The following is a 26000-nucleotide window of genomic DNA, read 5'->3' as shown; positions in this document are numbered from 1 at the left end:
TGTGGTTTTGTGATCGATTCAGGCTGCTCGGCGGTATTCGTTAATCACGCCGCCGAGGACACGGTGCCGCCGGACTGGATAGTCGAGCGGAATGACGGCAGCGGGATCGTGGTTTGGTAGACGACGCCCGCTTTCATGGTGCGGACGGTGATCAGTGAAGTGCCGGACGAACTCATCAAGGACCGCGGCAGCGTGGCGTTCGTTGCAGATCAGCACCCTGTCGGTGCACTCCGACCGGGCACTGCGCACGAACCGCTCCGCATAACAGTTCGCTCGTGGGGGCGTTCACGACCGACGCAGATCACGGGGCAATAGCCGCGCCGACGCAGAACCCACTCCGCAGCCGGATGAACGGTCACCCCAGCGACGCGCACCCGGCGACGGTCGTGCTCTACCGCAAACAACATGCAGCCGCCCGAGCAACACCGTGTGCACACGGAAGAAGTCCACCGCCAAGACGCCCTCGGCCGGGTCGCGAGGAACTGCTTCCACGTCGGCCCCGACCGACGCGGCACCGGGTCCAGTCCAGCATCTGTGAAGACCTCCCGCACCGTTGACGCCCCGATCGCGCGCACCAACCCGACAAGCTCGCCGCGGATTCGCCGGCAACCCCACCACGGGTCGTCCTCGGCCACCTCCACCACCAGCCGGCGGATCGCCACGCCAGCGCGGCCGTCCCGGGCGACGCCGGCAGATCCACCGGCGTCGCACCAGTGACACGTGCAAACGCAGGACCGTGCACGGGACATGACCAACCACAACCGACGGCCAATTCGGCACCAGCCGCACCAACGCGGCCAATACCAGACCGTTCAGGCGATCCCGCCACGCATCAGGTCCATGTCTTCACGCCAATCCGCGCGGACCACTCGCGTCAACACCCGGGACCGTTCTGCACCGACCCCTAACGACTTGCGCAATACCTCGGCCGAGGCCGGGCGCTGATGCCGCTCACGATGCTGCGCGTCGATCAGTTTCGCCCACTCCACCAAACCGGGGTCAAGCCCGACTACGTTTTTACTATTGAGCCGGACGGCCGCTCAGACACGTCAGCCGTCGGGGCGTCCGGCCTATGGCCGACCGTTCCATGGACATCGGCGAGAGCTTGCACCACCCCCGGGGCCCCACGTCAGACCAGCCAATCAGCAACAGCGGTCTCACTGCATCGACCAACGCCTTCCGACCATAAGCAGTTCTGCTAGCGGGTAAGCGCAACCGGACTATCGAGGCGCTGGTCACCGCAAACCGGGTCACCCCCGAGCACCCGAACGTCTCCGAGATCGTCGACCAGTTGTCCGACACAAGAGGGGCCTACTTGGAGGACGAACCGGCCGACCTTCGCCACTCTGTCGCCACGTACGGGCCCTGAAGATCCGTTTTGCTAGCCCGATGGTGCGCCGACGAGACCAGGTAGCACCTCCGCGCTGTCACTCACCCACTCCGCGTCACGCCTGACGACCGGATCGGATGCCCGCAGGTAGCCCCACGGTCCGCGGTGCAGCAACACGGGCCGCAGCCCGGCGGCCCGTGCGGGCATAATGTCGTTGTCCCGGTGATCACCAAAGTAAATGATCTCGTCGGGCTCGCCCAGCGCCAAAACGATCACCCGCCCGAAAAACGCTGGTTCAGATTTGGCGACGCCCCGTTCGCCGGAAGTCGCAACGGCATCCGCTGGAAGCTCCAGTGCGCGCAGCAGCCGGGCGGCCTTCTCTGTCTGGTTGTCGGCAACACCCACCCACGCCCCGCTCGCACGGAGCGCAACCAACGCCAGCCGGGCACCTACGCTCCCCTCGATCGCCTCGCCGGCACCGGCATACCTCACGCCGCTGCCGCTCGGCTGCGAGGTCGAAACCGGGCCGCAGCATTTGGAAGGCCTCGGCGTTGTTCAGCGCTGACGCCGTGACGGTGCGCCGGGGGGGGACGCCGAGCCAATCCGTCCATCTGCCAAGCTCGACGCTGTCGTCCAACGAAGACTCGCCAGGGCCGAACACGACCGGCTCGATCGCAATACGCTCGGCTATCTCGATGTCCCGCCACCCGGAACGTAGCCAACCACCTTCTCACCATCGCGCGGGGCGGCGGGCGAACCTTGTCAACGAGCTTCGGGCTTGGCGTCCCAGGTTGCGAGTTCTCCGCCAGGCATGGAGACGACGAGGAACCCGTCAGGCCCTGATACCGTCCATGCTTCGTATTCGTCGTCTTTCTCCGCCTGAATCGCGGCTCCGTTGCCGAACGCGATTCGCAATGTGCCAGAATCATCGGCATCGGACTTCACCACGAGTTGAGACACCAAGACATCCATCGACTGGAATGATTCTTGCGGATCACTCTCAGGGGAAAAACTATACTGCTTCCCCGGCACGCTGAAGCTGAATGGCGATTCGATGCGCGCCGTGTAGTCGTCGGAGAAATGCAGCACGGCACTGTATTCGACCGTTACAGTGAGCAGCTTCTTTCCCTCAAGGCCGAGATTCACGGCTACCATCCTTCCGGGGTCGGGTACGATCCGTCTGCATTGCGTGGGATATGGGTTTCCGCCCTGGATCCCGGCTTGCCGTCAAGCTTAACAGGCTGGTTGTGTTCGTTGGTGAACTTGACGTAGCCGTTCGGGTATCGGGGATCCGCGCCGGGTTCCATGACTCGGACGGAATTCGCGTCGCCGGAGGAACCCGGTTTCTGCCAGATGGTTCCCTTGCCATTGTTAGACGGCCGGGAGGCCCAGCCGTCCTGTGCGCCCGACGGCGGCGACGAGTCCGCAGCGGAACTTCCCGCGCTCTCGCTGCTGCTGTTGACTTTGAGCGGTTCAACCCGGTCGTCGCCGGCGGCGTGACCTGCGAGATCCGTGACAGCAGCCCCCGTCATCGAGACCCCGGCCGCAATGCCCGCCGCGGACGCGATGTTGAGCGGTACGCCGGCGACCGCGCCGACACCGGTCGCGTCCAGGACTCCGCCCAAGCCTTCCCCGGCACTGCTGATCACGGTCAGGCCGATGCCGCCCGCGGCCGCGAGGGTATCGAGGGGGTGGTTGAGCATGGCGTTCCCGGCCGACGCCATCGCGTTGACCACATCCGCGCCGGCCTGCGCGAGCGTATCCCCTACGTCGTCGAGCCAACTTGATTTCTGCGGTGCCTGACCGGCACGGTCACGCAGCGTCTGCGCGGTGATGTTGCCGCTGTCCGCGAGCTGGGCACGGGCGCGGTTGAGCGCGTCCCGAGCGGCTTGCCGCTGCCTCTCACCCAGATCGGTGAAGACAGGCGGAGGCTGGTTGTTCGCTTGTGCCTGCGCAGCGGCCTGGTCGTAGGACGCCTTGGCCTGCTGTGTCGCGGCTTGGCCTTGGTTCCACAGGGAGACGGCCTCGGCCGCCTGAGCTTGCGCCCATCGCAGTGTGCCGGCGTAGTCGTTCAGCGCTCCGCTCGCGGCTTGCAGGGAGTCGGCCGCCGCGTACCATTTTCCGGGTTCGTAGGAGAATTTGTCGTGGAATGCTGTTGCGGCCGGGCCCTGCCAGGCACCGGTGTCGATCGCCTTCAGGCCGTCGGCCGCACTGCCGGCTTCTCCGGCACGCGCTTGCAGGACGCGTGCGTTCTCTTCGATCGCCTCCGGGTGGCCGGGGATCAAGGCGGCCGGATCCTGGGTTTCGCCGAGTTCAGCCATCGTTGACCGCCTGCTGGCCGGGATCGGTCCGGAGGGTCCGGGCTGTCGCATCGTCGATGCCGCGGTACGCGTTCGCGGCCCTGGTGAGGGTGGTGCCGATCTTGTCGGCATCATCAGTGAGAATGTCCAGGCCGTCGGACCACCGCGTACAGAAGTCCATCAACCCATCGTGCACACCCTGATGGCCATACAGTTCCGTGTCACCGCACAGGCCGCGAAGCTGGAACCCCTGTTGGTCTGTGACGCTTTGGCTGATCCCGCTCGCTGCCTCCGCCACCTTGTCGACGTCGACGTGGAACCCCGGCCCGTCCACCACTGAAACGACCCCCTCCAACACTCACCGTACTCGGCCATGCTCCCTATCGGACCACACGATAAGCAACCACGGGGTTACTTTGTGCAGGTTGAGGTTCACCCCTGGTAGTGGACACCGAGTTAGCAGGACCAGTCGTCCTGCTGAAAGGATGTCCTCATGCCTGCTCGCAAGCGCCGGTCGTACACGGCCGAGTACAAGGTCGAGGCTGCACACCGCGTGATCGATTCCGGCCGTACGATCGCTGAGGTTTCCCGTGAGCTGGGTATCGACGCGGGCATGTTGAGTGTCTGGGTCAAAGACGAACGGCGCCGGGTCACCGCGGCCGAGGTCCACGGAGACAAACCTCTGGAGGCCGCCGAGCGGGCCGAACTGTTGCGCTTGCGCGGTCAGGTGGCCGAGCTGGAGAAGGACAACGCCTTCCTGGTAAAAGCCTCGGCGTACTGTGCCGCGATGCAGAAGAACCGGCCCGGTTCGCTCTGATGGCCAAGTACGCCGGCCCCGACGAATTGGCCGAAACCGCCGACGAGACCTCACCGCGGGGCACACGGTTCTCGGTGCGGCGTATGGCGCGACTGCTGGGCGTGTCGACGTCCGGCTACTACGCCCACGCCAAACGCGCCGCGGCAACGGTGCTGACCCCGCGGCAGCAGCGCCGCGCCGACCTGGAGGTGAAGATCGCCCAGGTGCACCAGGACTCGCACGGCACGTACGGGTCGCCGAGGATCACCGCTGAGCTGCGTGATCAGGGCGAGGTGGTCACGGCGAAGACTGTCGCCACAATCATGGCCTCGATCGGGATCGAGGGCATCAGCCCACGCACGTTCACAGTCAAGACGACGGTGGTCGACCCGGCCGCGTCGTTCCCATCGGATCTGGTCGACCGCCACTTCGACCGGGGCCGGCCCGACGCGGTCTGGCTGACCGACATCACGTACCTGACGTGTGGCGAGGGCGACATGTTCCTGTGCGCGATCCGGGACGGGCACACCCGGAAAATGTTGGGATACAGCATTTCTGACCATATTGGTGCCGAGATGGTCACTGACGCCATCGACGACGCAGCGGCCGCACGCGGCGGCCGGTGTCGTGGCACGGTTCTGCATTCCGACCGCGGCGGGGAGTTCACGGCCCGCCTGACGGCGCGAGCGTGCTTCGCTCACGGGCTGCGCCGGTCGATGGGCGCGACCGGGATCTGTTGGGACAACAGCCCGGCGGAGTCGTTCTGGTCGACGTTCAAACACGAGCACTACTACCGACACGTGTACGCCACGAAGGCGGAACTCGTTGCAGCGATTGACAAGTGGGTCACGTTCTACAACAGTGTGCGGAGGCACTCCGCGATCGGAATGCTCAGTCCCGACACCTACGAGCGGTCGCTGACAGCGGCTGCTTGAACTGCATAAGTCCCTGTCCACTGTTCGGGGTGAACCTCAGATCCCGCGCCGACAACATAACCGGCCACTTCAACTCTGCAGGCACGACAACCACGCTCGCGCGGCAGGCGAACGACCTGCCGGACCACAGTCTCCCAGCCACACCTAAGCAGCGACACGCTACTGGTTACCACGTGACCGGGAGCTCGTGCAGGCCGTAAGCCAAGCCGGAATTCTTGAAGGGCAGCGACTCGATCGGTGCGGCGAGGCGGAGGTCCGGGATCTTGGAGAACAGCGTGGTGAAGACGATCTCCAGCTCGATTCGCGCGAGGTTCTGGCCGAGGCACTGATGGGGGCCGTAGCCGAACGCGAGGTGGTGGCGTGCGCCGCGTTCGAGGTCCAGCTTGTCGGGCTGGTCGAATGCCTCCGGGGACCGGTCGGCCGTGTTCAGCAGCGGCACCACGCCCTCACCAGCACGAATCAGCACACCACCGAGCTCGACGTCGGCTATTGCGACCCGAGCTCCGCTCACCTCGCCGATCGTGAAGTAGCGCAACAACTCTTCCACCGCTGCCGGTGTCTTCGCCGGGTCAGCACGGATGATACGAAGGTCATCAGGACGGTCAAGCAGGGCCATCGCACCCAGCGAGATCATATTGGCTGTGGTTTCGTGACCGGCAGAGAGAAGCAACTGCGCCAGAACCGTTACGGCTGCGGGGTCATCAGATTTGGCGAGTTGGCGACTGATCAAGTCATCGGCCGGCGCCTTCTGCTTGGCCGAGACAAAATCTTTGAGGTAGGCGACCAGCTCCGCCAGGGCCTTCGCATGCAACTCGGGCGATGCCGCCCGGTCTGACAGCAGTGACGTACGAGCCTGGAAAAAGCCGTGGTCGGTGTAGGGAACACCCAGCAGCTCACAGATGACCAGCGAGGGCACCGGCAACGACAAGGCCGTGACCAAGTCGGCGGGCCGCGGGCCGTCGAGCATCGCCTCGATGTGCTCGTCGACGATTTCCTGGATCCGAGGTCGCAACGCCTTCAGCCGCTTCGCGGTGAACTCCCCGAGCACCGCACGACGAGCCGGGCCGTGCTCAGGGGGATCCATGCTGATCAGCGGCGTCCTGGCACCCTCCGGGATCAGACGTCCCGCGGCGAGCGTCGGGTAGTTCGGATTGCGTCGATCAGCGCTGAACCGTGGGTCCATCAACATGGTGCGGACGTCGTCATACCGGGTCAGCACCCACACGCTTTGACCGTTGGGCAAAGTCGCGCGTGAAATAGGTTCCTCGGTCTGCAAGCGCCGATGCTCAGCTGGCGGCGCGTACGGACAACTGCGAGCCAAGGTCAATACAGAATAAGCTTGTTCACTCACGTGTATACTCCAACCTACAGGTAAAAAAACAGATTCCTGGCCGAAAAGATGAGGCTACTTTCCTGCGGACTGGTGGCGAACCGCTGTCGCTCGCACGGCCGCTACCCGATCTGCAGTTCAGTATGGCTTGGCCAGAACGTTGAACGCTTCGGTCATCAGCTTCTGGTTACCTGCCGGATCCGCGTTTTCCTGCTCCCGCCGGGAGAGCTGCCTGCTGGTCTCGACCACGGTCCGCACTCGCTCGTAGCGCCGTTTCATGAAGTCCTCCAGTGCCTGCGGCAGAGTAGCTGCCCCCTCGAGACACTGCCCCAGCACCACCGAGTCCTCCAACGCCATGCCGCCACCCATGCCCAGATGAGCAGTCGTCGCATGCGCCGCATCACCGATCAATACCGCCCGCTCGACGTGCCACGGCGGCGGCACCAGAATCGACTCGAACCGGGTGGCGATCAGCTCCGCATCCCGGGTGTAGCGCTTGCGAAGTTCCACCACCTGAGGGGCGGAAATGGAGTTCAGTAAGCGGAGATACACCTCGTGGACTTCCTCATCGGACAGCCGCTCTTCTTCTTCCATGTCGACATGTGCCGCCACATATATCGTGCCCTCTGGATGAGAGTAGAAACCCAGTTGGCCCACCGGGCTGACGAACCAGCCTTCATCGGGCAGGGCCGGCCCAGGTGCCATCCAGCGGATGCTCAGTTGCCCGGCATAGGCAGGACTGGGCGCGTCCGGAAGCAGACTCGCACGCATGGTGGATTTGATTCCGTCGGCACCGACCAGAAGGTCATACCGCTTTCGCTCACCATCGGTCGTGGTCACGACCACAGCGTCGCCAACGAATCGGAAGTCACGGACGGTCAACCCGCGGCGGATCGTCGCACCCAGCCTGCGGGCCTTTTCAGACATGATTTCAAGCAGCTTCGGTCGATAGATTCCGATAGACTCGATCGCACCTGGCCAGGTAGGCCGTGTGGGGCCCGGGCTGAGTTGACGCCCCTCTGCGTCGGATACAGTGGGCACGTTGGCGCCAACCTCCCACACGTGGGCCAAACCTCGTGCGGCATCATAGACACCGAGTTCGGCTAATGCTTCTGCGGCACGTCCACTGATTCCGATGGAGGAGCCGAGTGGTGCCTCCGCGATCTCCACCACATCACAGCGGATCCCGGCGCGGCTGAGCGCGATGGCAGCCGAAAGTCCGGCAATGCCGCCCCCGACAATGAATGCGGACGAAATACATGTCTTCATTGAAGTGGGCGCTGTCGCGGTATGACGACATCCGCACGATGTTGACGGATTCACGATTCAGCTCCGATCGCCGTGCGCCGAACTATCCGCGATTGCTCGATGGACCCGCGTTGCCCGCGGGCGCCAGGGCACCCCTGATCAACATGGATCCGCCCGAACACACTGTGGCACGACGGGCGGTTCTCGGGGAGTTCACAGTCAAGCGCCTGGCGGCGCTGCGACCACGGGTCCAGGAAATCGTCGACGACCACATCGACGCGATGCTCGCCGGACCACAGCCGGCCGACCTGGTGCAAGCACTGTCACTTCCCGTGCCCTCCCTGGTCATCTGCGAGATGCTCGGCGTCCCCTACACCGACCACGACTACTTCCAGAGCCAAGCCAAGCAGCTGTTCAGCCGGACGGCCACACAGGCGGAGCGCACACGCACTCACTCCGAGCTGGTCGGATATCTCCACGCCCTGGTCGAGACCAGGGCGAAGGATCCAGCCGACGACCTGATCAGCCGGCAGCTCGCGAATACCGAAGACCACGAAGCCGTCACGGCGCTTGCAACGGTACTGCTCGTCGCCGGACACGAGACCACTGCGAATATGATCTCACTGGGCACGATGACATTGCTCGACCACCCGGAGCACCTCCGCACGATCCGCGATGACCCGGCGAAGACACCGGCCGCAGTCGAAGAACTGCTGCGCTACTTCACCATCGCCGAGTTCGGCCTCTCCCGGGTCGCGACCGCCGACGTCGAAGTCGGTGGTGTGCTGATCCACGCCGGCGAGGGCGTGATCACGTTGACCAACACCGCGAACCGCGATCCCCGCGTGTTCGCCCAGCCGGACGAGATCGACATCGAGCGCAGCACCCGCAGGCACCTTGCGTTCGGCTACGGCCCACACCAGTGCCTCGGTCAAAACCTCGCCCGCATCGAGCTGGAAATCGTGTTCACCACGCTGTTCGACAAGATCCCGGACATTCAACCGGCGGTAGACACCGACACCTTGCCGTTCAAGGACGACGCGAACATCTACGGCATCCACCAATTCCCCGTAACCTGGGGAGCGGCCACACCTGCGTCGGCTTGATACGACCGATTCTGCGCCTGTCGACGTCGTGGCAAGGTATCGGCCGTTTTTGGTGACTGCGACGGTGTGTTCGCAAGGGTATCTCGTGCGCGTGCGCACGACGAGTTGAAGTTCGGGCCGAGGACTTCGACGTCGGCTTCTCAACTCCCCACGAGGCAGTGGCTGTCAGGCGTGCTGTCGACAGCAGCTGAGTCCGGCTGTCCGTTGACGGTGAAGTCAGATGTCCGGACGCGGAGTCGCGCACCGCCGGAGTGCCGTCGACACCTACGGACACCGCTCGGTCCCCTTGCAGAGCGCCCGCCTGAACAGCCGAGTGGTGACCGTTGTGGGAGGTGTGACCGGTCCTGGGCGGTGGGGAGAGAATGTAGGAGTTGTTGACCACGCGGCCCACGATGACCTTGTTGCCGTCCGCGGTGACGCGCAGTGCGTCGACATCATCGTCAAAAGGCAGGCCTATGATCTCATGGCGCTGCAGATCCCAGGCTGCGACGAACTGCCGTTTGAGCTGGCAACAGAAGACGACCGCGAAGTGAGTTCCTCGCCGCTCGCCGGACACGTAGGTATGGGGTCAGCGACCGGGGTGTGGTGACGGTCGATCGGGGTTTGCGGGCTTCCAACTGAGCTGGGAATTCCGATGCGGGAGTGTCGCCATTGCAATTGCGCCAGTCGTGATAACCCGACCATGACACCTTCCGTACCCGACAGGCCACCGCGACGTCGAACCAGTCCCGCGACGTCGTCCGGGCCGACATCCCGAGTACGTCGTCAGCCGCTGGCGTGAAACATCCTCCACAACAAGAGTTCCCGGCGGCTCAAGGGCCGGCTGCTGTTCGAGGCCGGCGTCATGGTCACCAGCGTTCCCTGGCAACTGCGCTCCACGACGCCACTGACCTGTCGACGGTGAGGTTCCCCCGCTTGGCCGGAGAGCGGATTATCTGGTTCCGGCGGGGGCCGGTTGATGGTAGCTGGCCTCGTACTCGGTGGGCGAGTGCCAGTCCAGCTTCTTCTGGATCCGCTGGGTGTTGTACCAGCCATCAATGTAGGCGAACAGGGCGTTCTCGGCTTCTTCCCTTGTCCGCCAACTGTTCCGGTAGACCAGCTCGGTCTTGAGCGTGGAGAAGAAGTTCTCCATCAACGCATTGTCGTAACTGTCACCGACCGAGCCCATCGATTGTACGATCCCGTTGTCCGCCAACCGGTTCGAGAACCGAAACGCCGTGTAGGTCGATCCCCTGTCCGAATGATGGATCAGCTGGCCTTCCCGGACCTGCCGCGACCACACCGCATACTCCAACGCGCCCAGCACCAGCTCGGTGTCGCAGCGATCCGAGCACTTCCAGCCCACGATCCGGTTGGAGAACGCATCGCGGACCGCAGCGAGCCACAACACGCCCTGACCAGTCACAATCCGGGTAGCGTCAGCTACCCACAACCGGTTCGGCTCGACCGCGGTGAAGTCCCGGTTGACCAGGTCCGGCGCCGGCGTGGCCCGCGGATCCTGCCGAGTAGACCCGGTTCGCCACTTCTTGCGCAGGAACGCGCCTTGCAACCCGGCACGCCGCATCAGCCGCTCGACACGTTTACGACCCACCTGGATGCCTCGGCGGCGCAACATCGCGTGCACCCGCGGCGAGCCATAGGTACCGCCCGAGCAGGTGTGAATATCGACGATCTCAGCCACCAGACCATCGTCGGCTACCCGCCGCGCCGAGGGCTGTTTCGCCTGCTTGAGCCATCCGTAGAAGGTCGAGGACGCGATACCCAAAACCCGCAATACGAGATCGACCGGGTGCTGCGGATGCTCACGCACGAACCGCATCATCACCTCCGGGTCGGGCCGATCTCGGAGGCGAAATACGCGCTCGCATCACGCAGCACGGCGTTGACCCGCTCCAGGTCCGCGACCCGCTTGCGCAGCTGCTTGTTCTCCTCGACCATCTCACTGGTCGGCCGGTCGGCTCGCTCACCACAATCGGCCTCGTCCTGGCGAATCCAGTTCCGCAACGCCTCGTGATGCACGCCGAGCTGCTCGGCCAGCTTCCGGATCACCGGCTTCGGGTCAGACTCCCGGTACAGCCGGACCGCCCGGGCCCGCAACTCGTCGGAGTACTTCTTCGGTGCCGCCACTGATGTCCTCCTTCCGGCCCTATCGGACCATGGCTTGGAGCTCTCCGTGAAAGCGGGGGAACCTCACGGATGTGCTCGCCGTACGATTCGTCAGGACGGCGACGTGTTGAGCACGGTGAAGCCCAGGTTGGCGAGCCCGACCGGCACGAACGTCAGCGCCCACCACTTCGCGGCCTTGACACAGGCACCTCTCAACCAGGTCGCGCTCCGGGTGTAAAGGCCGGAGTACGTCGCCGCCCAGGCGAGCACGAAGCCCAACGTGGCGAGATACTGCAGGATCGTCTGCGCCAAACCGGAGAGCGGAATCGCCACGACGGTGAGCACGATCGCCACGCAGAACGCCGCGGTCGCGAACCGAGTGGCCGCCACCACGCCACCCAGCCCATCGGCGAGGTCCGCTGCCCGCCCGGTGCCCGAGTACTCGGGCGCGGCGGGGGCAGTCAGCCGCGCTTTGCGTAACCGCCCGATTCCGTCCTTGACCTTGTCGGGGAGCAGCCTCAGGACCGCCATCGGCGGCCGCGCGTAGCCGCGCACGTACAACAACGTCGAACCGCCAGGACGCAGCCGGAACATGCCGACCCCGCGATCCGGGCTGTCGACGATCTCGCCGCCTCGCGCGAAGGTCTGCCAACGATACAGCTTCTGCACCTGGTGGCCGTACGCGTAGCGTCGCGGGCGGTTGTGGTGCCGGCACCGCGCCCATTCCCCGGCGACGACAATCCGGCACGGACGGCCTTTGCTGGTGCGCGGATAAGCGCACGACAACAGCCAGAACCGGCCTCGCAGCAGCCACAGCACCCCGGACACCACCGCGAGGTAGACCGGGAACAGCCCGCCGATCCACAACGGCCACGGAATGCTCGACACCGAGCCCAGCTGCGCGGACACCCACTGCAGCGTCGAGGGCAGCAGAGACAGATAATCGTTCACTGGCTTCCCCCAACGCCCGCGTAACAACTCGTGGCAACCCGACTACCACTGGTATCCGATGCCACTGCGGTGCGATATCCGCCATCCGTGGATGTTGCTCAAGGCAGCCGTGGTCAGGCGGCTGGCTTGCGCCGGCAATTTCGCACCCGGCCGCCGACCCGCGACCGGGCTGCCACCGTCGCGACCGCGAGCTCGACGTCGGAGGTCGCGTACGGGTTCGTACGTGGCGGACCGCAGCAGTAACCCGCGATGACCAGCAGCGTGGTCAGCCCGGTCGCGGTGACCCCCGGCTCGGTCAGTGCCCGCACGCCGGGCCGAAGGGCAGGCTGGCCCTGCAGCACGATCGTGCTCCATGCCAGTCAGAGCAACACAATCTCGTACTCCACCGAGATTGTGTCCACCTGCACGAGGACTCCCGCCGGATCCGCCGGGTCGACGACGTGCCAGCGGCCGCGCCGAAAACGGATCTGGTGAGAGCCGTTGCGACCCTCCGGGCCGGTGTCGAAGGCGCGATCGCGCGCTCGTTCAACGACACCGGCATCGGGAACCGCCGGAGGCTGCCGGTCGCGTTCAGCCAAAACATATCGTGGTACGACCGCACCCGGCAGGGGGAAGGACGCCGCCGAGGATCCGGTGCCGGACCGGGGCTCTCTCCCGCGGCGTTCTGCCGTTGTAGTGTGAAATGGTCCTATTAGTGCTTTGTTAGGTTTCGTGGTCGGGCGGTTGTTGTGACCGAGGAACGGGTTGGTGGCAGGTGTGGCATGCGCCGGTCCAGACTGCGAACAGGGACTGGAGTTCGCGGAGAACGGCGTAGAGGGTCAGGCCGGCGCAGGGGCTTTTGGGTCGTAGCGCAGCTGGGTGCAGAACGCTTGGGCGAGAGCGGCGAGGGTGACGTGACGATGCCAGCCCAGGAAACTGCGGCCTTCGAAATGATCAAGACCCAGGCCGTCTTTGAGCTCACGGTAGTCGTGCTCGATGCGCCAGCGGATCTTCGCCAGCCGCACCAATTCCCGCAGACGCGTGTCGGAGGGCAGGGTGGAGAGCCAGTAGTCGGTGGGTGCGGGTTCCCCGGGCGGCCATTCGGCCAGCAGCCAGCATTCGGGCAGGCTGCCATCCTCGGCCTTGGGGATGTCCCGGTTGGCGGGGCGCACGCGCAGTGCCAGGAACCTCGATCGCAGGGCAGCGGTGGGATTACCGGGAGACTTTCGGGAGCCGTGCCGCCAGGTCACCATCTTCCCGGCTTTCCGCCCGGCGGCCATGACCAGGGTTTTCAGGTTGACGGGCTGATCGCGGTAACGCGGCACCGGCCGTCGCCCGACACCGGGCGTGTACGGCAGGGTCTGCGGGAGGGCGTCCGCGGGAAAGGCGGTGGTGGTCGCTTTCACCGCCAGAACGTAGGACAGGCCCCGTTCGGTCAGTCCTAGCCGGAACTCGGTCGCATCCCCGTAGCCGGCGTCGGCGACCACGGGTCGATCGGGCAGACCCCAGCCGCCGGCATCGTCGTTGCCCGTGATTTCGTCAAGCATGTCCAACGCCAGACGCCACTTCTCCCGATGCCGCAGGTCGTCGGGAATCTTGGACCTGCTGCGACGTCGCCGGATTTCGGCAGTCACAGCAGGATCGGCGGTGGTGTCCTCGTCCCAGGACTGCGGCAGGAAGAGTCGCCAGTCGATCGCGGCGGACGCCCAGTCGGTCACCGCGTGCACGCTGACCCCGACCTGGCAGTTCCCGGTCTTGCCCAACGCGCCGCAATACATGCGCGCGACGCCGGGAGAATCGACGCCGTCTTTCGGGAATCCGGTGTCGTCGATGACGTAGGCCTCAGGCGTGATGAATTCCTCGGCCCAGCAGGCGATCCGCCGCCGGACATCGACAAAGTCCCAGGTGGAGGAGGTGACGAACTGCTGAAGCTGCTGGTGATCCACCCCGAGCCGCTCGGCCATCGGCTGCATCGACTTCCGCTTGCCGTCCAACATCAGCCCACGCAGATACAGCTCCCCCTTCGCTCGTTGATCCGCCCGGGCCAACCCGCCCAGCATCGTCGCGGCGAACGCCGCCAGCCGCGGACGGACCTGCTCTAACTCCTCCGGTTTCACACCGACAGCAGATCACATCAGCACCCTGACCAGCCGAAACGACACACCTAACAAAGCACTACTATGCAGGTGCGAAAATGGCGCGGGGCGGGCATCGCGGCGGCCACCGTCGTCGCGTTGGGAGCGGTCGTCTGGTTCTTCGGGGTGCCGGTGCCCGAATGGGCGGTCGGCCCGCCAGAAGGCGTCTCCCGCGTGGAGTGGCTGACGGCGGTCAACAGCGCACGCTCGGCATTCCTCACCAGTCTGAGCATCGCGGCCGCACTCGTGACCGCCGGGCTCGGAATCCGCAAGTACTTCCAGGATCGCGACAAGCAACGACTGGAGGAGGACAAGCACCTGATCAGCCAGTTCGACACGGCGTGGGGCCGGCTGGCGTCGGCCGACCCGCTCGTGCGGGCGAACTCGGTGCGCACGCTGTTCCGGTTGATGTCCGATTCTCCCCGGGATCGGCCCTCGGTCCTGCGGTCGGTCTGCGATCTGCTGCGCAAGCAGACCGAGGACCGCGCGGACGACGACCGGGCCGAGGCGGATGTCGTCGCCGCGGTGGACCTGCTGCGCGAGCGGTCGGCACCGGGCGCGCCGGATCCGCTCGACCTGGCGAACGTCCGCCTCCCGCACGCTGATCTGCGCGGCGCACCGCTTCGCGGAGCGCTTGTCGGCAAAGCGATCCTGTCCGGAGCGAATCTGGCCGACGCCGATCTCCGCGAATCCGCGATGCCCCACGTCGTGTTGCGCGGTGCCACGGGCTGTGCAGCACGTTTCGACGGAGCCACCCTCGATCACGCGGATCTCCGTGACACACATCTGCGCGGCATGTCGGCCGAGGACGCCTCGCTCGCCGAGGCCGACTTCCGCGGCGCCGACCTGTCCGGAGCCGTTCTGCGCGGGGCAGTCCTGCGGCGGGCTCGGCTGTCCAAGGCGAAGCTCGACCGGATCGACATCACGGGCGCGGACCTCACCGGCGCGGATCTCGCCGAGGCCGACCTCAGCACCGTCGCCGGGCTCACCGCCGAACAGCTGGCCCACGCGGTCGGCAAGCCCGCCGCCCTGCCTCCGCACCTGCGAAAATGACCGCGACACCGACCGTCGCGGTCGCGGTGCACGACGGCTTCTACGGCTGCGGCACCGGTGCCGGCTACGCCAATTTCGGCACCCTCCGTACCCTCACCGACCTCCTCCCCGCCAGTGTGCGCCTGGCCGTGCTGCCGCTGCGGCTCGACCGCAGCAGCCCCGAACACCATCCCGCCTGGCATGCCCGGACTCGACGTCTCCTGCGGAACGCGACGATCCTGCCGGTCGACAACGGCACCGGCGGCCAGAACCGCTGGGGCCGTCTCGGCAACTTCCGGCACCTGGTGCGGATGACGGCCGATCGGCTGCACGCCCTGGGCCGGTCAGCGGATCCCCTGCTGATCATCGCGTTCGACGCCCCTTTCCTGGGCCTCGGTTCGGCCTTGTCCCCCGGCTTGGTGCCGCACCTGGTGCTCGCGCCGCGCTCGAGCGCCGCGATCCACGCACCGCACGACCTCGAACGCCGCGGCTGGGAACGGGACGGCCTGCTCGCGGCCGTCGCCGGAGGAGCGCGGATCGCGACGATCTCGCCGTTCATGGCCGACCACCTGCATCGTGACTACGGCGTTCCGTCCGAGGCGATGGTGTCCCTGCGCGACGGCCTGACCGAGGACGACTGGAGCGGCCACGGCATCTCAGCCGTCCCGAATCTCCCGCCGTTCGTGTTCTCGATGGGACGCGCGGAACCGTACAAAGGATTCGAAGACCTGCTCGACGCGTGGGAACTCCTCGAGCGCGACGGCGTATCGCTCCCCCTTCTGGTGCTGGCCGCCACGAGCGAAAGCCCCGAGCCCACGCCATATCAGAACGTCCTGCGCGACCGGGCCGAACGTCTCGCGTCGCCGGTCCGGATGCTGACCCGGTTCACACCGGACGTCGCGCACCTGCTCCGCCACCCCCGTGTGCGGGCGGTCGTCGTGCCCTCGCACGCCGAGCCCTTCGGCCGGATCCCGATGGAAGCGTTCGCAGCCGGCGCCGCGCCCGTGATCAGCACCACCAGCCAAGGCCTACGCGACCAGATCCGCGACGGCGACACGGGATTCCTGTGCGCGCCGAAGTCGCCGCCGTCGCTGGCGAACGCCCTCCTCCGCGCCCTCCACCTGAGCGCTGACCAGCGCTTGTCCATGAGAACCCGGGCCCGACAGGCTGCACTGCGCGACTACGACCACCCGGCCGCCCTCCGTACCTTCCTGACGCAGACGGCACCATGGCTGACACACAGCGGCCCGGACACTCGGCTACGGTGACTGAGCGCCGCCATCGCCGACCCTGAGGAGGCCTGTGTTCACCGCGCCTCCGGCCAAAGTGCCGATCGGGCTCCAGGCACCGCATTGGACCACCGTGCAGGTGCAGCGCCGCGTCCTCGTCGTGGCCCACCACGTCACCTCGCTGCTGCGGCTCCTCGACGTGCTCCCGGTCTTCGACTCCGACTCCCGCGTGCAGCTCGTCTTCACCTGGAACGGATCCGACCCGTTCGTCCACGGGCTGCGGAACCTTCTCGACGACCTCGGCGTCATCGTGATCCCGTGGGCCCAGGCGATCAACACCGAATTCGACCTCGCGCTCGCCGCCAACCACGGCGGGCTGACCGAAATCACCGCACCACTGGTGATTCTTCCGCATGGCGTGGGGTATACTAAAAAGTCTCCCGGAAACCGGAAACCGGAAACCGGAAACCGGAAACCGGAAACCGGAAACCGGAAACCGGAAACCGGAAACCGTCTTCGGCTTGTCGCCCGAATGGCTGCTCTACAACGGCCGGCCCGTCGCGTCGTCACTGGTGCTCGCCCACCAGGCGGAGTTCGAACGGCTGACCGCGCTCACCCCCGCCGCGCGTGACACCGCGTTCGTCGCGGGAGATCCGTCCTACGACCGGATGCTCCGCAGCTCGCACCTGCGCGACCGGTATCGCGAAGCACTCGGCGTGGCCCCGCACCAGAAGCTCGTCACCATCACGAGCACCTGGTGGCGCAATTCCCTCCTCGGCAGCCAGCCGTCGCTTTTCCGCGAGGTCATCGGCGCTCTCGACCGCGACCGCTACCGGGTCGCCGGGTTGATCCACCCGAACATCTGGCACGGCCACAGCCCATGGCAGGTCCGCAGCTGGCTCGCGGACTGCCGGCGGGCGGGTCTGCTCCTGCCGCCTCCGGCCGAGGGCTGGCAGTCCGTCCTCCTGGCGTCCGATCTCGTCATCGGCGACCACGGCGCCACCACCGCGTACGGAGCATGCCTCGACATTCCCGTGTTGCTGGCGGCTTTCCCGGAAACGGACGTGGCGCCGGAGTCCGTCGGCGAACTGCTCGGCGCGACCGCGCCCCGGCTGAACAGCCGCGAACCGCTGGACGTCCAGATCGAACGCGCAGTGCAGACCTACCGCCCGGGCAGCTTCGACGACGTCGCCGCCCTCGTCACCTCTTTTCCAGGAGAAGCCGCGGCCCGGCTGCGCCGGCTGTTCTACGAACACCTCCGCCTGCCCGAACCGGCCGCTGGCCCGGCCGTGCCCCTCATACCCGTCGCCGCCGCGGCGGGCGGCGCATCACCCACCGCACCGGCGAATTACCTCGTGTGCGAGTCGCACGGCGACCGTTTCCGCATCACCCGCTACCCCGCCGACGTGGACATCGACCGATCCGGATCCGCGAAATTCTCGAACGCCGTTCTCACCGCGCACGAAGACCACCCCGACGAGTCGCTCCGCCGGCGCGCCGCCATCGTGCTTTCCGCAACGGAGGCCGACGATTCCGGGCTCGCGGACCTCCTGCGCCGCCACCCCCGCGCGGCCGTCGCCGCGTCCGGCAACGGCCGCATCGCCATGAGGTCGGGGCACCTGACCGAAACAACGCTCCCGGACCCGGAAATCGCAGCGGCGCTGGTGTTCGAGCATCTCCTGAGCGGTCACCCGCTCCCGTACGAGGCCACCGTCAGCTGCGCGACCACGGTCCTGCGTGGCAGCTTCAGCTCACCGCGTGTCCTCGATCTCGGCTCGTAACGCCTGTGCTCGCTGGTCAGCCAGCTGCTCGTACAACCCGGCCGCGTGCTCGATCAGCCGGGTGCCTTCTTCCGGCGGGAGCAGCCTGCCGAGAATCGCGGCGGTATGCGCTTCGAAATCGACCAGTTCCAGCTTCTGTTCCAGAGCCAGCGCGGAACGCAGCACCGCCTCGGCGCGGGAATCCGCGGCCGCGGTCAGTACCTCGCCCAGATTCGCGAGCGACTTCGCGTGATTGTGGCGGTCAGTGTCGGATGCGAAGTGCGCCACCGCGCGTTCGCCCGCCGCGACGGCCTCGGTCAGCCGGCCCAGTTTGGCCAGGACCGGTGCGCCGTTCATGTCGAGCAGCCGCTCCTCACGAGACCGCAGCCGGTCCGGAAATCCCGGATGCTCCACCAGTTCGGCCGACCGGACGAAACACTCGATCGCTGCTTCGTACTGCTCCATCCGGTTGTGCACCAAGCCCTGCCACACGAAGGTCTTCGCCAGCATCGTCAGCGCGTCGGGATCATCACCGAGCCCGGCGATCCGCGTTGCGGCCTCAGCGAACTGCTCGGCCGCTTTCTCGTGCGTGTATGCCGCGAAATACGCTTTGCCCAGCTCTGTGTGCATGGCGATCAGCGGACGCGTCTCGCCCGTTCTCTCGTACACCTCGTGCGCCGCCGCCAGGCCCAGGGTCTGCACCGCGATCGCGTCCGCGTACCGGCTGCGCTGGAAGAGGAAATTCGTGAGCGCCTCCGCCAGCTGCCACGTCAGGTCCGCGAACCCCGCTTCCGACGCCATCTCCACCACCTGGCGCAGATTCGCCGCCTCTGACTCGAGATCGGCGATCGCACGCCGATGCCCGTCGTCGTCCGGCTCGTAGGCGGGAACCACCCGGCCGTCGAACCGGGGTCCGAACTGGCGCCGGCCGGACAACGCCAGCGCGCGGGCGACCGCGTAGTCCAGATACGCCTCCGCGAGGCGCCGGCGGACCTCCTGGACGTCGGCGGGATGCTCGTGCTCGTTCGCCACACCTCGCGCATGCAGGTGGATGAGCGAATGCATCTCGTGCCGCTCGCCCGATTCGACCACCAGCGTCCACCGGTGCAGCGCGAGCAGGGTGTCCGCCGCGAAGGACCGATCCGCCTCCTCCAGCAGCACGGGAACGACCCAGGTGGGGAACTGCAGGCCCGGGTGCACCCCCAGCCGCCGGTACAGCTGCTGTTCGAGCGGAGCGAGCGCGCGGTAGGACGCGTCGTAGACGAACTCCAGCTCCCGGTCCCCGTCCACTGTGAACTGCGCGAGCAGATCGCACTCGGATTCCAGCCGGCGCAGCAGAACCGCCGGCCGCTCATGTCGGCGAATCCGAAGATGCGCACCCGCGATCGTCAAAGCGAGCGGCAGATACCCGGACAGCCGCGCGATCCCGGCCAGCGCCCGCTCGTCCGTCTCGACGACCGCCTCGTCCAGGCCGTGGCTCAGCAGCTCCATCCCGTGCCGCTCGGACAGCACTCCCAGCCGCATGGTGGTGAAACCGTAGAACTCGAACGCTTCCGCGCGCAGCCGGCTCGTCGCCAGCACCACGCTCTCCGGAGATTCCGGCAGCAGCTCCAGGATCGATTCCGCCGAATCGACGTCGTCCAGCACGACCAGTACCTTCCGCCGCGAGGTCTCCGCCCGGAAGATGGCGATCTTGCCGTCCAGCGTCGGCGGGATCAGCTTCGCCTCGAGCTGGAGCAGGAACACGTCGAGGACCTGCTCGACCGTCTTCGCCTGCGCCGAAGCGCTCATCGAGACGTCCAGCACACAATCGAATGAGGGCCGCAGCTCCCGCGCGCAGCGGAGCATGACCGCGGTCTTCCCGACCCCGCCGATCCCTTGCAGGACGAAAACCCCCGGCCGCTGGCGGGACCGCTCGACCAGCTCACGGCACTCGTCGACCCGATCGACGAAATGCCGCGGCGCGGACCTCAGCACAGCAGCCTCCGGCGACCAGTCATGACCCCACCCCCCTCGATCGGCTCCCGCCACCTTACCCAGATCAGCCACCGCCGTCACAGGTTGTCAACGATCGGTCACCAACGCGCTTTTCCCGGTCCGTCCTCGCTCTCGGCGAGCAGTTTCTCGCCGATCAAATCCATGACCACACTGTCGGTCGCAGTAGTGGCGTCGCCACATTCCCGGTGCGACGGCACCTGGCCCGGCAGCCGAACCGGAACGGCGACGAGCGCCCCCCGGCGCCCGCACGTAGCCGGTTCTGCCCGGCTGATGGCTTATCTCGGGCGCGACGCCAGGAGCAGCCGCCGCCGGTCTCGGTCCGGTCGGCGCGATCAAGGGCACGGCCTGCGTGGCCAGTACCGCGGCGGACCGCGCCGAGACGACCAGCGGCCACGACCCGGCCGCCGTGGACGAGCCGATCCCCGGCACGGCTCCGGCGATTGACATGTCCTCACGGCGCCCTTACCGTCATGCTACTCAACGAGACACTGTACCACATAGCGGCACAAGGAGAAGGAATGGCGATGAACCGGGTGCCGGACAGCCGCGGAGTCCGCCGGCCGGACGGGACGTCCATCCGGTATTCGATCAGCGGACCGGACGAGGGACCCACGGTCGTGCTCGTCCACGGCTGGGCGTGCGACCGGACGGACTTCGACGCGCTGACAGGGTTTCTGCCGGACGGATACCGGGTGCTCGCGGTCGACCTCGCCGAGCACGGCGAATCGCGTTCGGCGCGCGACGTCTGGACGATCGAGGAGTTCGCGCGCGACGTCGCCGCGGTCCTCGACGCCGAGGAGGTGACCGAGTGCGCCGTCGCCGGGCATTCACTCGGCGGGGCGGTGGCGGTCGAGACCGGTCGGCTGTGTCCCGAGCGAGTCCGGCACATCATGGCGCTCGACGCCCTGCACTACCTCTTCCTCTTCGGCGCCATGGACGACGAGCAAGCCCAAGGATTACTGCGGCCGCTGCAGGACGACTTCGCCGGGCTGGTCCGCGCCATGGTCGAGTCCGGCTCGCCCCCGGGGACTGACCCGGCGCTCAAGGACGCGCACTTCGCCAAGATGGCCGCGGTGCGGCAGCCGGCGGGGACGCGGGCGTTCGAGGGTCTCGTCGCCTGGGACATGGACGAGGCGCTCGCCGGCGTGAAGCAACCGATCACCGTGTTCGGCGTGCGCGAACTGGTCACCCCCGAAGCCCTCGACCGCCTGGCGGGCCGGGTCGACGTGGTGCTCGTCGACCTCGGCAGTCACCACTTCCCGGTGGAGTCACCGGAGGGGACGGCCGAGCTCATCGCCGGCGTCGTGAGCGCTCGAGACGCCCGTGCCGTCACGGGGACGAGAGCAGGCGGCTGATCTCGTCCGCGGCCGCGACGACCTTCTTCGCCAGCTGCTCCTCCTGCGCGGACTGGTATCGCATCTCCGGGATGCTCAACGTGACCGCCGCGACGGGTCGTCCGGCCGCGTTGGTGATCGCCGCGCCGAGGGAAGCGACGTGCGGGCGGTACCACGACGACATGTTCATGGCGTAGCCACGCTCGGCGGTCCGGGCGATCTCCTTCCGCAGCTCGTCGGGAGCGAGCAGCGGCGCGCCCTCGAACTCCCGGGGCTCGGCCCGCAGGACTTCGTCGACCTCGCCGGGTTCGAGGCGGGCGAAGATCGCGACGCCCCCCGAAGTCGCTCCGAGCGGCACCCGCGTTCCGATCTCCATGAACACGCGGACGAGCTGCGAGCTGTCCTCGCGCGCGACGATCAGGTAGTCATCGCCGTCGCGCAGGCCGAGGAGCACCGTTTCGCCGGTCTCGCCGGCCAGCCCCTTGATGACCGGCGTCGCCACTTCACGCAGATCCTGCTCGCCCGCGCTGCGCAGACCCAGCACGAGCGCCTTCATCGTGACGCCCCACCGCGCGTGCTCCCGGTCCACGACCCGGAGCCAGCGGGCCTGTTCGAGGGTGACCAGGCAGCGCTGAACCGAACTCTTGGGGATGCCCGTCACGCGGGCCAGTTCCGAGACGCCGATCGGCTGGCGCACCGCGACTTCCTCGAAGACGCGGAGGGTGCTCAGCACGCTGTTCATCGACCGGATGCTGCTGTTCGGCTTGTCCGGTTCGCCGCCGTCACCTGCTGTGCCCATGAGGTCAGGACCGTACCACTGGACGCACATCCGTACCTCATCCCGGCACGGCTGTCTCTTTACAACGCCGAGAAAGTCGGTCTACTGTGCGGCACAGCGTGCCATATTATGGAACGGAGTTCCCATGGATCTGACTGTTGTGGGCGACGTCGTCGTCTCGGGGTGGCCGCGCCGTCCCGGCGGCCGCTCGGACCCCGGCGCTTCGGCGTTCGGACTCCTGCGCGGCGGCGACCTGACGATCGGCAACCTCGAAGTCCCGCTCACCGGACGGGGGCAGCGCGCGGAAAAGCTGGTCGCCATGCGGGCGCCGACGTCGGGTGCCGCGGAGCTGGCCGACCTCGGGTTCGACCTGGTGTCCCTGGCGATGAACCACGCGCTGGACTACGGCGCCGAGGGAATGCGCGACACCGTCCGCGCGCTGGACGCCGCGGGAGTCGGCCACGCCGGCTTCGGGGAGACGCGCGCCGAAGCGACGCGCGCCCGAGTCGTCTCGGCCGGCGGCGAAAGCCTCGCGTTCTTCAGCTTCTGCTGCGCACTACCGCGGGGCTTCGACGCGACCGCGGACCGCGCGGGCATCGGCGCAATCCGGGTGCGTCAGTCCTTCGAATACGACAGCGGCTTTCTGGACGAGACGCCGGGGACGCCGCCGTTCGTCCACTCCAGCGCCCACGAGCCGGACGTGCGGGCGGCCGAGGTTCTGGTCCGGGAGGCGAAGCGGCGCAACGACTTCGTCGTCGTGGCACTGCACTGGGGCGTCCCGCACTGCTACCTGCCCGCGGCGCAGGGGCCGCTGGCCGAGTACCAGCAGCCCTTGGCCAGGCGATTGATCGACGCGGGTGTCGACCTCGTCATCGGGCACCACCCGCACTGCCTGCACCCCGTGGAGTTCCACCGGAACGGGCTGATCCTCTACTCCACAGGCAACTTCGTCTTCGACTGGTGCGACGGCTGGAACGCCGAATCGATGGTGCCGAAGCACGACGCCCATCCGTCGGCCCCCTACCGCCCGGCGCTGGTGCGCGGCCCGTGGTTCGAGAGCGCCGTGTTCCGCGTCGGGCTGGGCGGCGCCGGCCCGACCCTGCGCCTCGACCCGATCGAACTCGACCCGGACAGCCAGCCGGTCATCCCCCGGCCGGACGTCGCCGCGTCGATCCTCGCGCAGGTCGCCGGGACGTCCAGGGACCTGGACCCGGCCATCGTCGTGGACGACGACGGCACCGTCCGGCGCGCTGCCACCGCCTGACCGCCACCGACCACCAAGGAGCGTTTCGATGTACAGTCCCGCCGCCAAACCTGGCGACTACGAATCGTTTCCCTACCTCCGACGGGGAGCCGACTTCCCCGCCGTCGAACTGTCCGATCCGAGTATTCGCCGAAGCCGCTTCACCACCGGTCCGGACGACGACCGGCGGGCGCGGATCGACCGCCTGCTGGCGGACAACGTGACCATCAGCTTCCATGACCATCCGCAGCTGCTGCCGGCCGACTCCGCGGACACGCCCGCCTTCCTGCGCGCCAAGCACGAGTTCACCGCGTTCGCCGAGCTGCACAAAGCCGGACTGACCGCGGTCTTCGACAACTGGTTCGGCGTCATCGGCAGCACCCGCCGGGCGGGCTGGAAGTGGGACGACCTCGTCACGACGCTCGGCCTGCGGCTCGCCGACCTCGCCCACCAGGACGGTGCCGTCGTCGCTCGCACCGTCGGAGACATCCTCGACGCCCAGCGCGACGGGCACGTCGCCTTCGTGCTGGGCACCGAGTCCGCCGGCATGATCGAGAACGAGCTGGACCGCATCGACGTCCTCTACGGACTGGGGATCCGGCAGATGGGCCTGGTCTACTCGGAGGCGAACACGCTCGGCAGCGGCCAGAAGGAGCAGCACGACGGCGGCCTGACCGCCTTCGGCCGGCGCGCGGTGGAGCGAATGAACGCCGTGGGCATGCTCGTCGACGTCTCCCACGCGAGTGACCGGACCTGCCTGGACGCGATCGAGGCGTCGGCCAAGCCCATCGCGATCACGCACGCCGGCGCGCGGGCGGTCTGGCCCATCACACGGATGAAGCCGGACGACGTCCTCAAGGCCTGCGCGGAGCGCGGGGGCGTGCTGGGGATCGAGGCGGCACCGCACACGACGGTGTCCTACGACCACCGCGCGCAGTCGATCGAGTCGGTGATGGACCACTTCACGCACGCCGTCGAGCTGATGGGCATCGAGCACGTCGCGTTCGGCCCGGACACGCTCTACGGCGACCACGCCGCCTTCCAGAAGGCCATCAGCGACGTGATCGGCTCGTCGACCGTGTTCGACGCGGGTGACCTCGAGTGGGAGCGGGTCAGCCACGTCGACGGGCTCGAGAACCCGACCGAGAACTTCCGCAACATCGCCGGCTGGCTCGTCGAGCACGGGTACCGCGACGACGAAATCACCGCCGTGCTCGGCGGCAACATCCTGCGACTGCTGACCGAGGTGTGGCGATGACCGGCATCCAGAACCAGATCGAGAACACTTTCGCGCGGAACCTCGACGACGTCCTGGCTCTGTCGCACGCCATCAACGCCGACCCGGAGCTCGCCTTCGAGGAGCACCGAACCTCCGCGGCCATCGTCGACGTCTTGGCCCGGCACGGGTTCTCCGTCGAGAAGCAGGTGGCAGACCTGCCCACGGCGTTCGTGGCCTCGGTGGGTTCCGGTGAGCTGGTGTTCGGCATCTGCGCCGAGATGGACGCGCTCCCCGGGATCGGGCACGGCTGCGGGCACAACGCGATCGCCGCGGCGGGGGTGGGCGCGGCGCTGGCGCTGGTGCCGTTCGCCGATGAGCTGGGGCTGACGCTCAAGGTGTTCGGCACGCCGGCGGAGGAACGCGGCACGGGCAAGGAGATCATGGTCAACCGCGGTGTCTTCGCGGGGACACACGCGGCGATGATGGTGCACCCGTCGCTGAAGGACGTCGTCAGTCCGCAGTTCCGGGCCTCGCGGTCGTGGCAGATCGAGTACACCGGCCGCGGCGGTCACGCGTCGCGACCGTGGAACGCGCTGAACGCCGCGGACGCGATGGTGGTCGCGCAGACCGCCATCGGACTGCTGCGGCAGCAGTTGCGCGACGGTGTCCGGGTCCATTGCGTTGTGCAGGAGGCCGGTTCGGCCGTGAACGTCATCCCCGACCGGGCCGTGGCCGAGTGCATGATCCGCTGCGACACCATCGTGGAGGTCGACGAGGTGTGGGCGCGGGTTCGCAGATGCTTCGAAGCCGGCGCTCTCGCGGCCGGGGCCGCGGTGGACTTCACCACGCAGCCCTCGCTGTACCGCGAGTTCCGGCACGACCCGGACCTGGCCGCGCTGTTCGAGACCCACGCGAAGGCCGTGGGCCGCACCTTTCCGGACTACCCGGAGAAACTGTTCGGCTCGACCGACATGGGCAACGTCTCGCAGGTGCTCCCCGCGCTGCACCCCATGCTGTCGTTCGACCTGCCGGCGGAGGACGGGAATCACACCGCCGCCTTCGCGGTCGCGGCCGGTGGCGCGGAAGGCGACCGGTTCGTGCGCGACGGCGGCCTGGCGATGGCGCTCACGATCGCGGACGTCGCACAGTCCGCACCGATCCGGGGTCGGTTGACGACCTCCGGGGACTGAG

The 26000-nt window shown here is 67.2% G+C and carries 26 protein-coding genes and 1 pseudogene; 12 read left to right on the top strand and 15 right to left on the bottom strand.

Annotated features, from left to right (window positions below):
• Window positions 1–18: 18 nt before the first annotated feature.
• From BJY18_RS33615 to BJY18_RS33595, 5 genes are all read right to left on the bottom strand, one after another.
• Window positions 19–249, bottom strand: a complete 231-nt coding sequence (locus BJY18_RS33615; RefSeq protein ID WP_184783871.1) for a transposase — start codon at window positions 247–249, stop codon at window positions 19–21.
• A 1132-nt stretch (window positions 250–1381) separates the two neighbouring features.
• Window positions 1382–1735 (bottom strand): HAD family hydrolase, encoded by a 354-nt coding sequence (locus tag BJY18_RS37875; protein ID WP_312874051.1) that lies wholly within the window; start codon window positions 1733–1735, stop codon window positions 1382–1384.
• Window positions 1736–2092: 357 nt separating this feature from the next.
• Window positions 2093–2476, bottom strand: coding sequence for a DUF6188 family protein (locus BJY18_RS33605; RefSeq protein WP_184783870.1), 384 nt, complete (start codon window positions 2474–2476; stop codon window positions 2093–2095).
• Window positions 2477–2478: 2 nt separating this feature from the next.
• Window positions 2479–3651, bottom strand: a complete 1173-nt coding sequence (locus BJY18_RS36480; RefSeq protein WP_221458075.1) for a WXG100 family type VII secretion target — start codon at window positions 3649–3651, stop codon at window positions 2479–2481.
• The gene (locus BJY18_RS33595; protein ID WP_246459054.1) at window positions 3644–3967 is read right to left on the bottom strand and encodes a hypothetical protein; all 324 of its coding nucleotides are present in this window, start codon (window positions 3965–3967) and stop codon (window positions 3644–3646) included. The genes BJY18_RS36480 and BJY18_RS33595 overlap by 8 nt, the downstream gene beginning before the upstream one ends.
• Window positions 3968–4123: 156 nt before the next feature.
• Between BJY18_RS33595 and BJY18_RS33590 the strand changes: the two genes are divergently transcribed.
• On the top strand, window positions 4124–4447 hold the full coding sequence (locus BJY18_RS33590; protein WP_184783869.1) for a transposase: 324 nt from the start codon (window positions 4124–4126) through the stop codon (window positions 4445–4447).
• Window positions 4447–5361, top strand: coding sequence for an IS3 family transposase (locus BJY18_RS33585; protein ID WP_184783868.1), 915 nt, complete (start codon window positions 4447–4449; stop codon window positions 5359–5361). The genes BJY18_RS33590 and BJY18_RS33585 overlap by 1 nt, the downstream gene beginning before the upstream one ends.
• A 166-nt stretch (window positions 5362–5527) precedes the next feature.
• Here BJY18_RS33585 and BJY18_RS33580 read toward each other — a convergent pair whose 3' ends face one another.
• A complete protein-coding gene (locus tag BJY18_RS33580; protein ID WP_184783867.1) occupies window positions 5528–6712 on the bottom strand; it encodes a cytochrome P450 in 1185 nt (394 codons plus the stop codon).
• Between the two features lie 117 nt (window positions 6713–6829).
• The gene (locus BJY18_RS33575; RefSeq protein WP_184783866.1) at window positions 6830–7960 is read right to left on the bottom strand and encodes an FAD-dependent oxidoreductase; all 1131 of its coding nucleotides are present in this window, start codon (window positions 7958–7960) and stop codon (window positions 6830–6832) included.
• Between BJY18_RS33575 and BJY18_RS33570 the strand changes: the two genes are divergently transcribed.
• Together BJY18_RS33570 and BJY18_RS38280 are read left to right on the top strand one after the other, a co-directional pair.
• Window positions 7951–9045 (top strand): cytochrome P450, encoded by a 1095-nt coding sequence (locus BJY18_RS33570; protein WP_246459050.1) that lies wholly within the window; start codon window positions 7951–7953, stop codon window positions 9043–9045. The genes BJY18_RS33575 and BJY18_RS33570 overlap by 10 nt on opposite strands.
• Before the next feature lie 752 nt (window positions 9046–9797).
• Window positions 9798–9949, top strand: a pseudogene (locus BJY18_RS38280) (hypothetical protein); the annotation flags it as partial.
• 27 nt (window positions 9950–9976) lie between these two features.
• On the opposite strand, the gene BJY18_RS33565 reads toward BJY18_RS38280, so the two are convergent.
• The 6 genes from BJY18_RS33565 to BJY18_RS33540 form a co-directional block, all read right to left on the bottom strand.
• Window positions 9977–10855 (bottom strand): IS3 family transposase, encoded by an 879-nt coding sequence (locus BJY18_RS33565; RefSeq protein ID WP_184776787.1) that lies wholly within the window; start codon window positions 10853–10855, stop codon window positions 9977–9979.
• An 11-nt stretch (window positions 10856–10866) separates the two neighbouring features.
• Window positions 10867–11172, bottom strand: a complete 306-nt coding sequence (locus BJY18_RS33560) for a transposase (protein ID WP_184780707.1) — start codon at window positions 11170–11172, stop codon at window positions 10867–10869.
• A gap of 90 nt (window positions 11173–11262) precedes the next feature.
• Window positions 11263–12102, bottom strand: a complete 840-nt coding sequence (locus BJY18_RS33555; RefSeq protein WP_184783864.1) for a hypothetical protein — start codon at window positions 12100–12102, stop codon at window positions 11263–11265.
• Window positions 12103–12215: 113 nt separating this feature from the next.
• Window positions 12216–12443 (bottom strand): hypothetical protein, encoded by a 228-nt coding sequence (locus tag BJY18_RS33550; RefSeq protein ID WP_184783863.1) that lies wholly within the window; start codon window positions 12441–12443, stop codon window positions 12216–12218.
• Window positions 12444–12461: 18 nt separating this feature from the next.
• A complete protein-coding gene (locus tag BJY18_RS33545) occupies window positions 12462–12680 on the bottom strand; it encodes a hypothetical protein (RefSeq protein WP_184783862.1) in 219 nt (72 codons plus the stop codon).
• Between the two features lie 240 nt (window positions 12681–12920).
• Window positions 12921–14198, bottom strand: a complete 1278-nt coding sequence (locus BJY18_RS33540) for an IS701 family transposase (RefSeq protein WP_184780661.1) — start codon at window positions 14196–14198, stop codon at window positions 12921–12923.
• 63 nt (window positions 14199–14261) lie between these two features.
• Between BJY18_RS33540 and BJY18_RS33535 the strand changes: the two genes are divergently transcribed.
• Genes BJY18_RS33535 through BJY18_RS33520 form a run of 4 tightly spaced genes read left to right on the top strand, consistent with a single transcriptional unit; the run spans window position 14262 to window position 18258 of the window.
• Window positions 14262–15269 (top strand): pentapeptide repeat-containing protein, encoded by a 1008-nt coding sequence (locus BJY18_RS33535; RefSeq protein WP_184783861.1) that lies wholly within the window; start codon window positions 14262–14264, stop codon window positions 15267–15269.
• Window positions 15266–16516: a glycosyltransferase family 4 protein gene (locus BJY18_RS33530; RefSeq protein WP_184783860.1), complete on the top strand. Its 1251-nt coding sequence runs from the start codon at window positions 15266–15268 to the stop codon at window positions 16514–16516. The genes BJY18_RS33535 and BJY18_RS33530 overlap by 4 nt, the downstream gene beginning before the upstream one ends.
• Before the next feature lie 34 nt (window positions 16517–16550).
• On the top strand, window positions 16551–17108 hold the full coding sequence (locus BJY18_RS33525; RefSeq protein WP_184783859.1) for a hypothetical protein: 558 nt from the start codon (window positions 16551–16553) through the stop codon (window positions 17106–17108).
• Window positions 16999–18258, top strand: coding sequence for a hypothetical protein (locus BJY18_RS33520; protein ID WP_184783858.1), 1260 nt, complete (start codon window positions 16999–17001; stop codon window positions 18256–18258). Before BJY18_RS33525 ends, BJY18_RS33520 begins: the two co-directional genes overlap by 110 nt.
• Here the strand turns inward: BJY18_RS33520 and BJY18_RS33515 are convergent.
• On the bottom strand, window positions 18229–20214 hold the full coding sequence (locus BJY18_RS33515; RefSeq protein ID WP_184783857.1) for an NB-ARC domain-containing protein: 1986 nt from the start codon (window positions 20212–20214) through the stop codon (window positions 18229–18231). The two genes, BJY18_RS33520 and BJY18_RS33515, sit on opposite strands and share 30 nt — an antisense overlap.
• Before the next feature lie 539 nt (window positions 20215–20753).
• Here BJY18_RS33515 and BJY18_RS33510 point away from each other — a divergent pair.
• Window positions 20754–21590 (top strand): alpha/beta fold hydrolase, encoded by an 837-nt coding sequence (locus BJY18_RS33510; protein WP_246459048.1) that lies wholly within the window; start codon window positions 20754–20756, stop codon window positions 21588–21590.
• On the opposite strand, the gene BJY18_RS33505 is transcribed toward BJY18_RS33510, so the two are convergent.
• Window positions 21565–22368, bottom strand: coding sequence for an IclR family transcriptional regulator (locus BJY18_RS33505; protein WP_184783856.1), 804 nt, complete (start codon window positions 22366–22368; stop codon window positions 21565–21567). The two genes, BJY18_RS33510 and BJY18_RS33505, sit on opposite strands and share 26 nt — an antisense overlap.
• 124 nt (window positions 22369–22492) lie before the next feature.
• On the opposite strand from BJY18_RS33505, the gene BJY18_RS33500 reads away from it, so the two are divergent.
• Genes BJY18_RS33500 through BJY18_RS33490 form a run of 3 tightly spaced genes read left to right on the top strand, consistent with a single transcriptional unit; the run spans window position 22493 to window position 25999 of the window.
• Complete coding sequence (locus BJY18_RS33500; RefSeq protein WP_184783855.1) at window positions 22493–23611, top strand: CapA family protein; 1119 nt, start codon at window positions 22493–22495, stop codon at window positions 23609–23611.
• A gap of 28 nt (window positions 23612–23639) precedes the next feature.
• On the top strand, window positions 23640–24848 hold the full coding sequence (locus BJY18_RS33495; RefSeq protein WP_184783854.1) for a dipeptidase: 1209 nt from the start codon (window positions 23640–23642) through the stop codon (window positions 24846–24848).
• The gene (locus BJY18_RS33490) at window positions 24845–25999 is read left to right on the top strand and encodes a M20 family metallopeptidase (RefSeq protein ID WP_184783853.1); all 1155 of its coding nucleotides are present in this window, start codon (window positions 24845–24847) and stop codon (window positions 25997–25999) included. Before BJY18_RS33495 ends, BJY18_RS33490 begins: the two co-directional genes overlap by 4 nt.
• The last annotated feature ends 1 nt before the right edge of the window (window position 26000 follow it).

Origin of the sequence: Amycolatopsis jiangsuensis (assembly GCF_014204865.1) — a bacterium.
GTDB lineage: Bacteria > Actinomycetota > Actinomycetes > Mycobacteriales > Pseudonocardiaceae > Amycolatopsis > Amycolatopsis jiangsuensis.
Note: the sequence above shows the minus strand (reverse complement) of the source record. Positions and strands in the feature narration are given on the sequence as shown.

Excerpts from the sequence above, each read along its gene's own strand:
- BJY18_RS36480 (WP_221458075.1), bottom strand. The coding sequence starts at position 3,651 with ATGGCTGAACTCGGCGAAACCCAGGATCCGGCCGCCTTGATCCCCGGC.
- BJY18_RS33505 (WP_184783856.1), bottom strand. The coding sequence starts at position 22,368 with ATGGGCACAGCAGGTGACGGCGGCGAACCGGACAAGCCGAACAGCAGC.
- BJY18_RS33585 (WP_184783868.1), top strand. The coding sequence starts at position 4,447 with ATGGCCAAGTACGCCGGCCCCGACGAATTGGCCGAAACCGCCGACGAG.
- BJY18_RS33590 (WP_184783869.1), top strand. The coding sequence starts at position 4,124 with ATGCCTGCTCGCAAGCGCCGGTCGTACACGGCCGAGTACAAGGTCGAG.
- BJY18_RS33575 (WP_184783866.1), bottom strand. The coding sequence starts at position 7,960 with ATGAAGACATGTATTTCGTCCGCATTCATTGTCGGGGGCGGCATTGCC.
- BJY18_RS33500 (WP_184783855.1), top strand. The coding sequence starts at position 22,493 with ATGGATCTGACTGTTGTGGGCGACGTCGTCGTCTCGGGGTGGCCGCGC.
- BJY18_RS33495 (WP_184783854.1), top strand. The coding sequence starts at position 23,640 with ATGTACAGTCCCGCCGCCAAACCTGGCGACTACGAATCGTTTCCCTAC.
- BJY18_RS33570 (WP_246459050.1), top strand. The coding sequence starts at position 7,951 with ATGTCTTCATTGAAGTGGGCGCTGTCGCGGTATGACGACATCCGCACG.
- BJY18_RS33510 (WP_246459048.1), top strand. The coding sequence starts at position 20,754 with ATGGCGATGAACCGGGTGCCGGACAGCCGCGGAGTCCGCCGGCCGGAC.
- BJY18_RS33530 (WP_184783860.1), top strand. The coding sequence starts at position 15,266 with ATGACCGCGACACCGACCGTCGCGGTCGCGGTGCACGACGGCTTCTAC.
- BJY18_RS33535 (WP_184783861.1), top strand. The coding sequence starts at position 14,262 with ATGCAGGTGCGAAAATGGCGCGGGGCGGGCATCGCGGCGGCCACCGTC.
- BJY18_RS33490 (WP_184783853.1), top strand. The coding sequence starts at position 24,845 with ATGACCGGCATCCAGAACCAGATCGAGAACACTTTCGCGCGGAACCTC.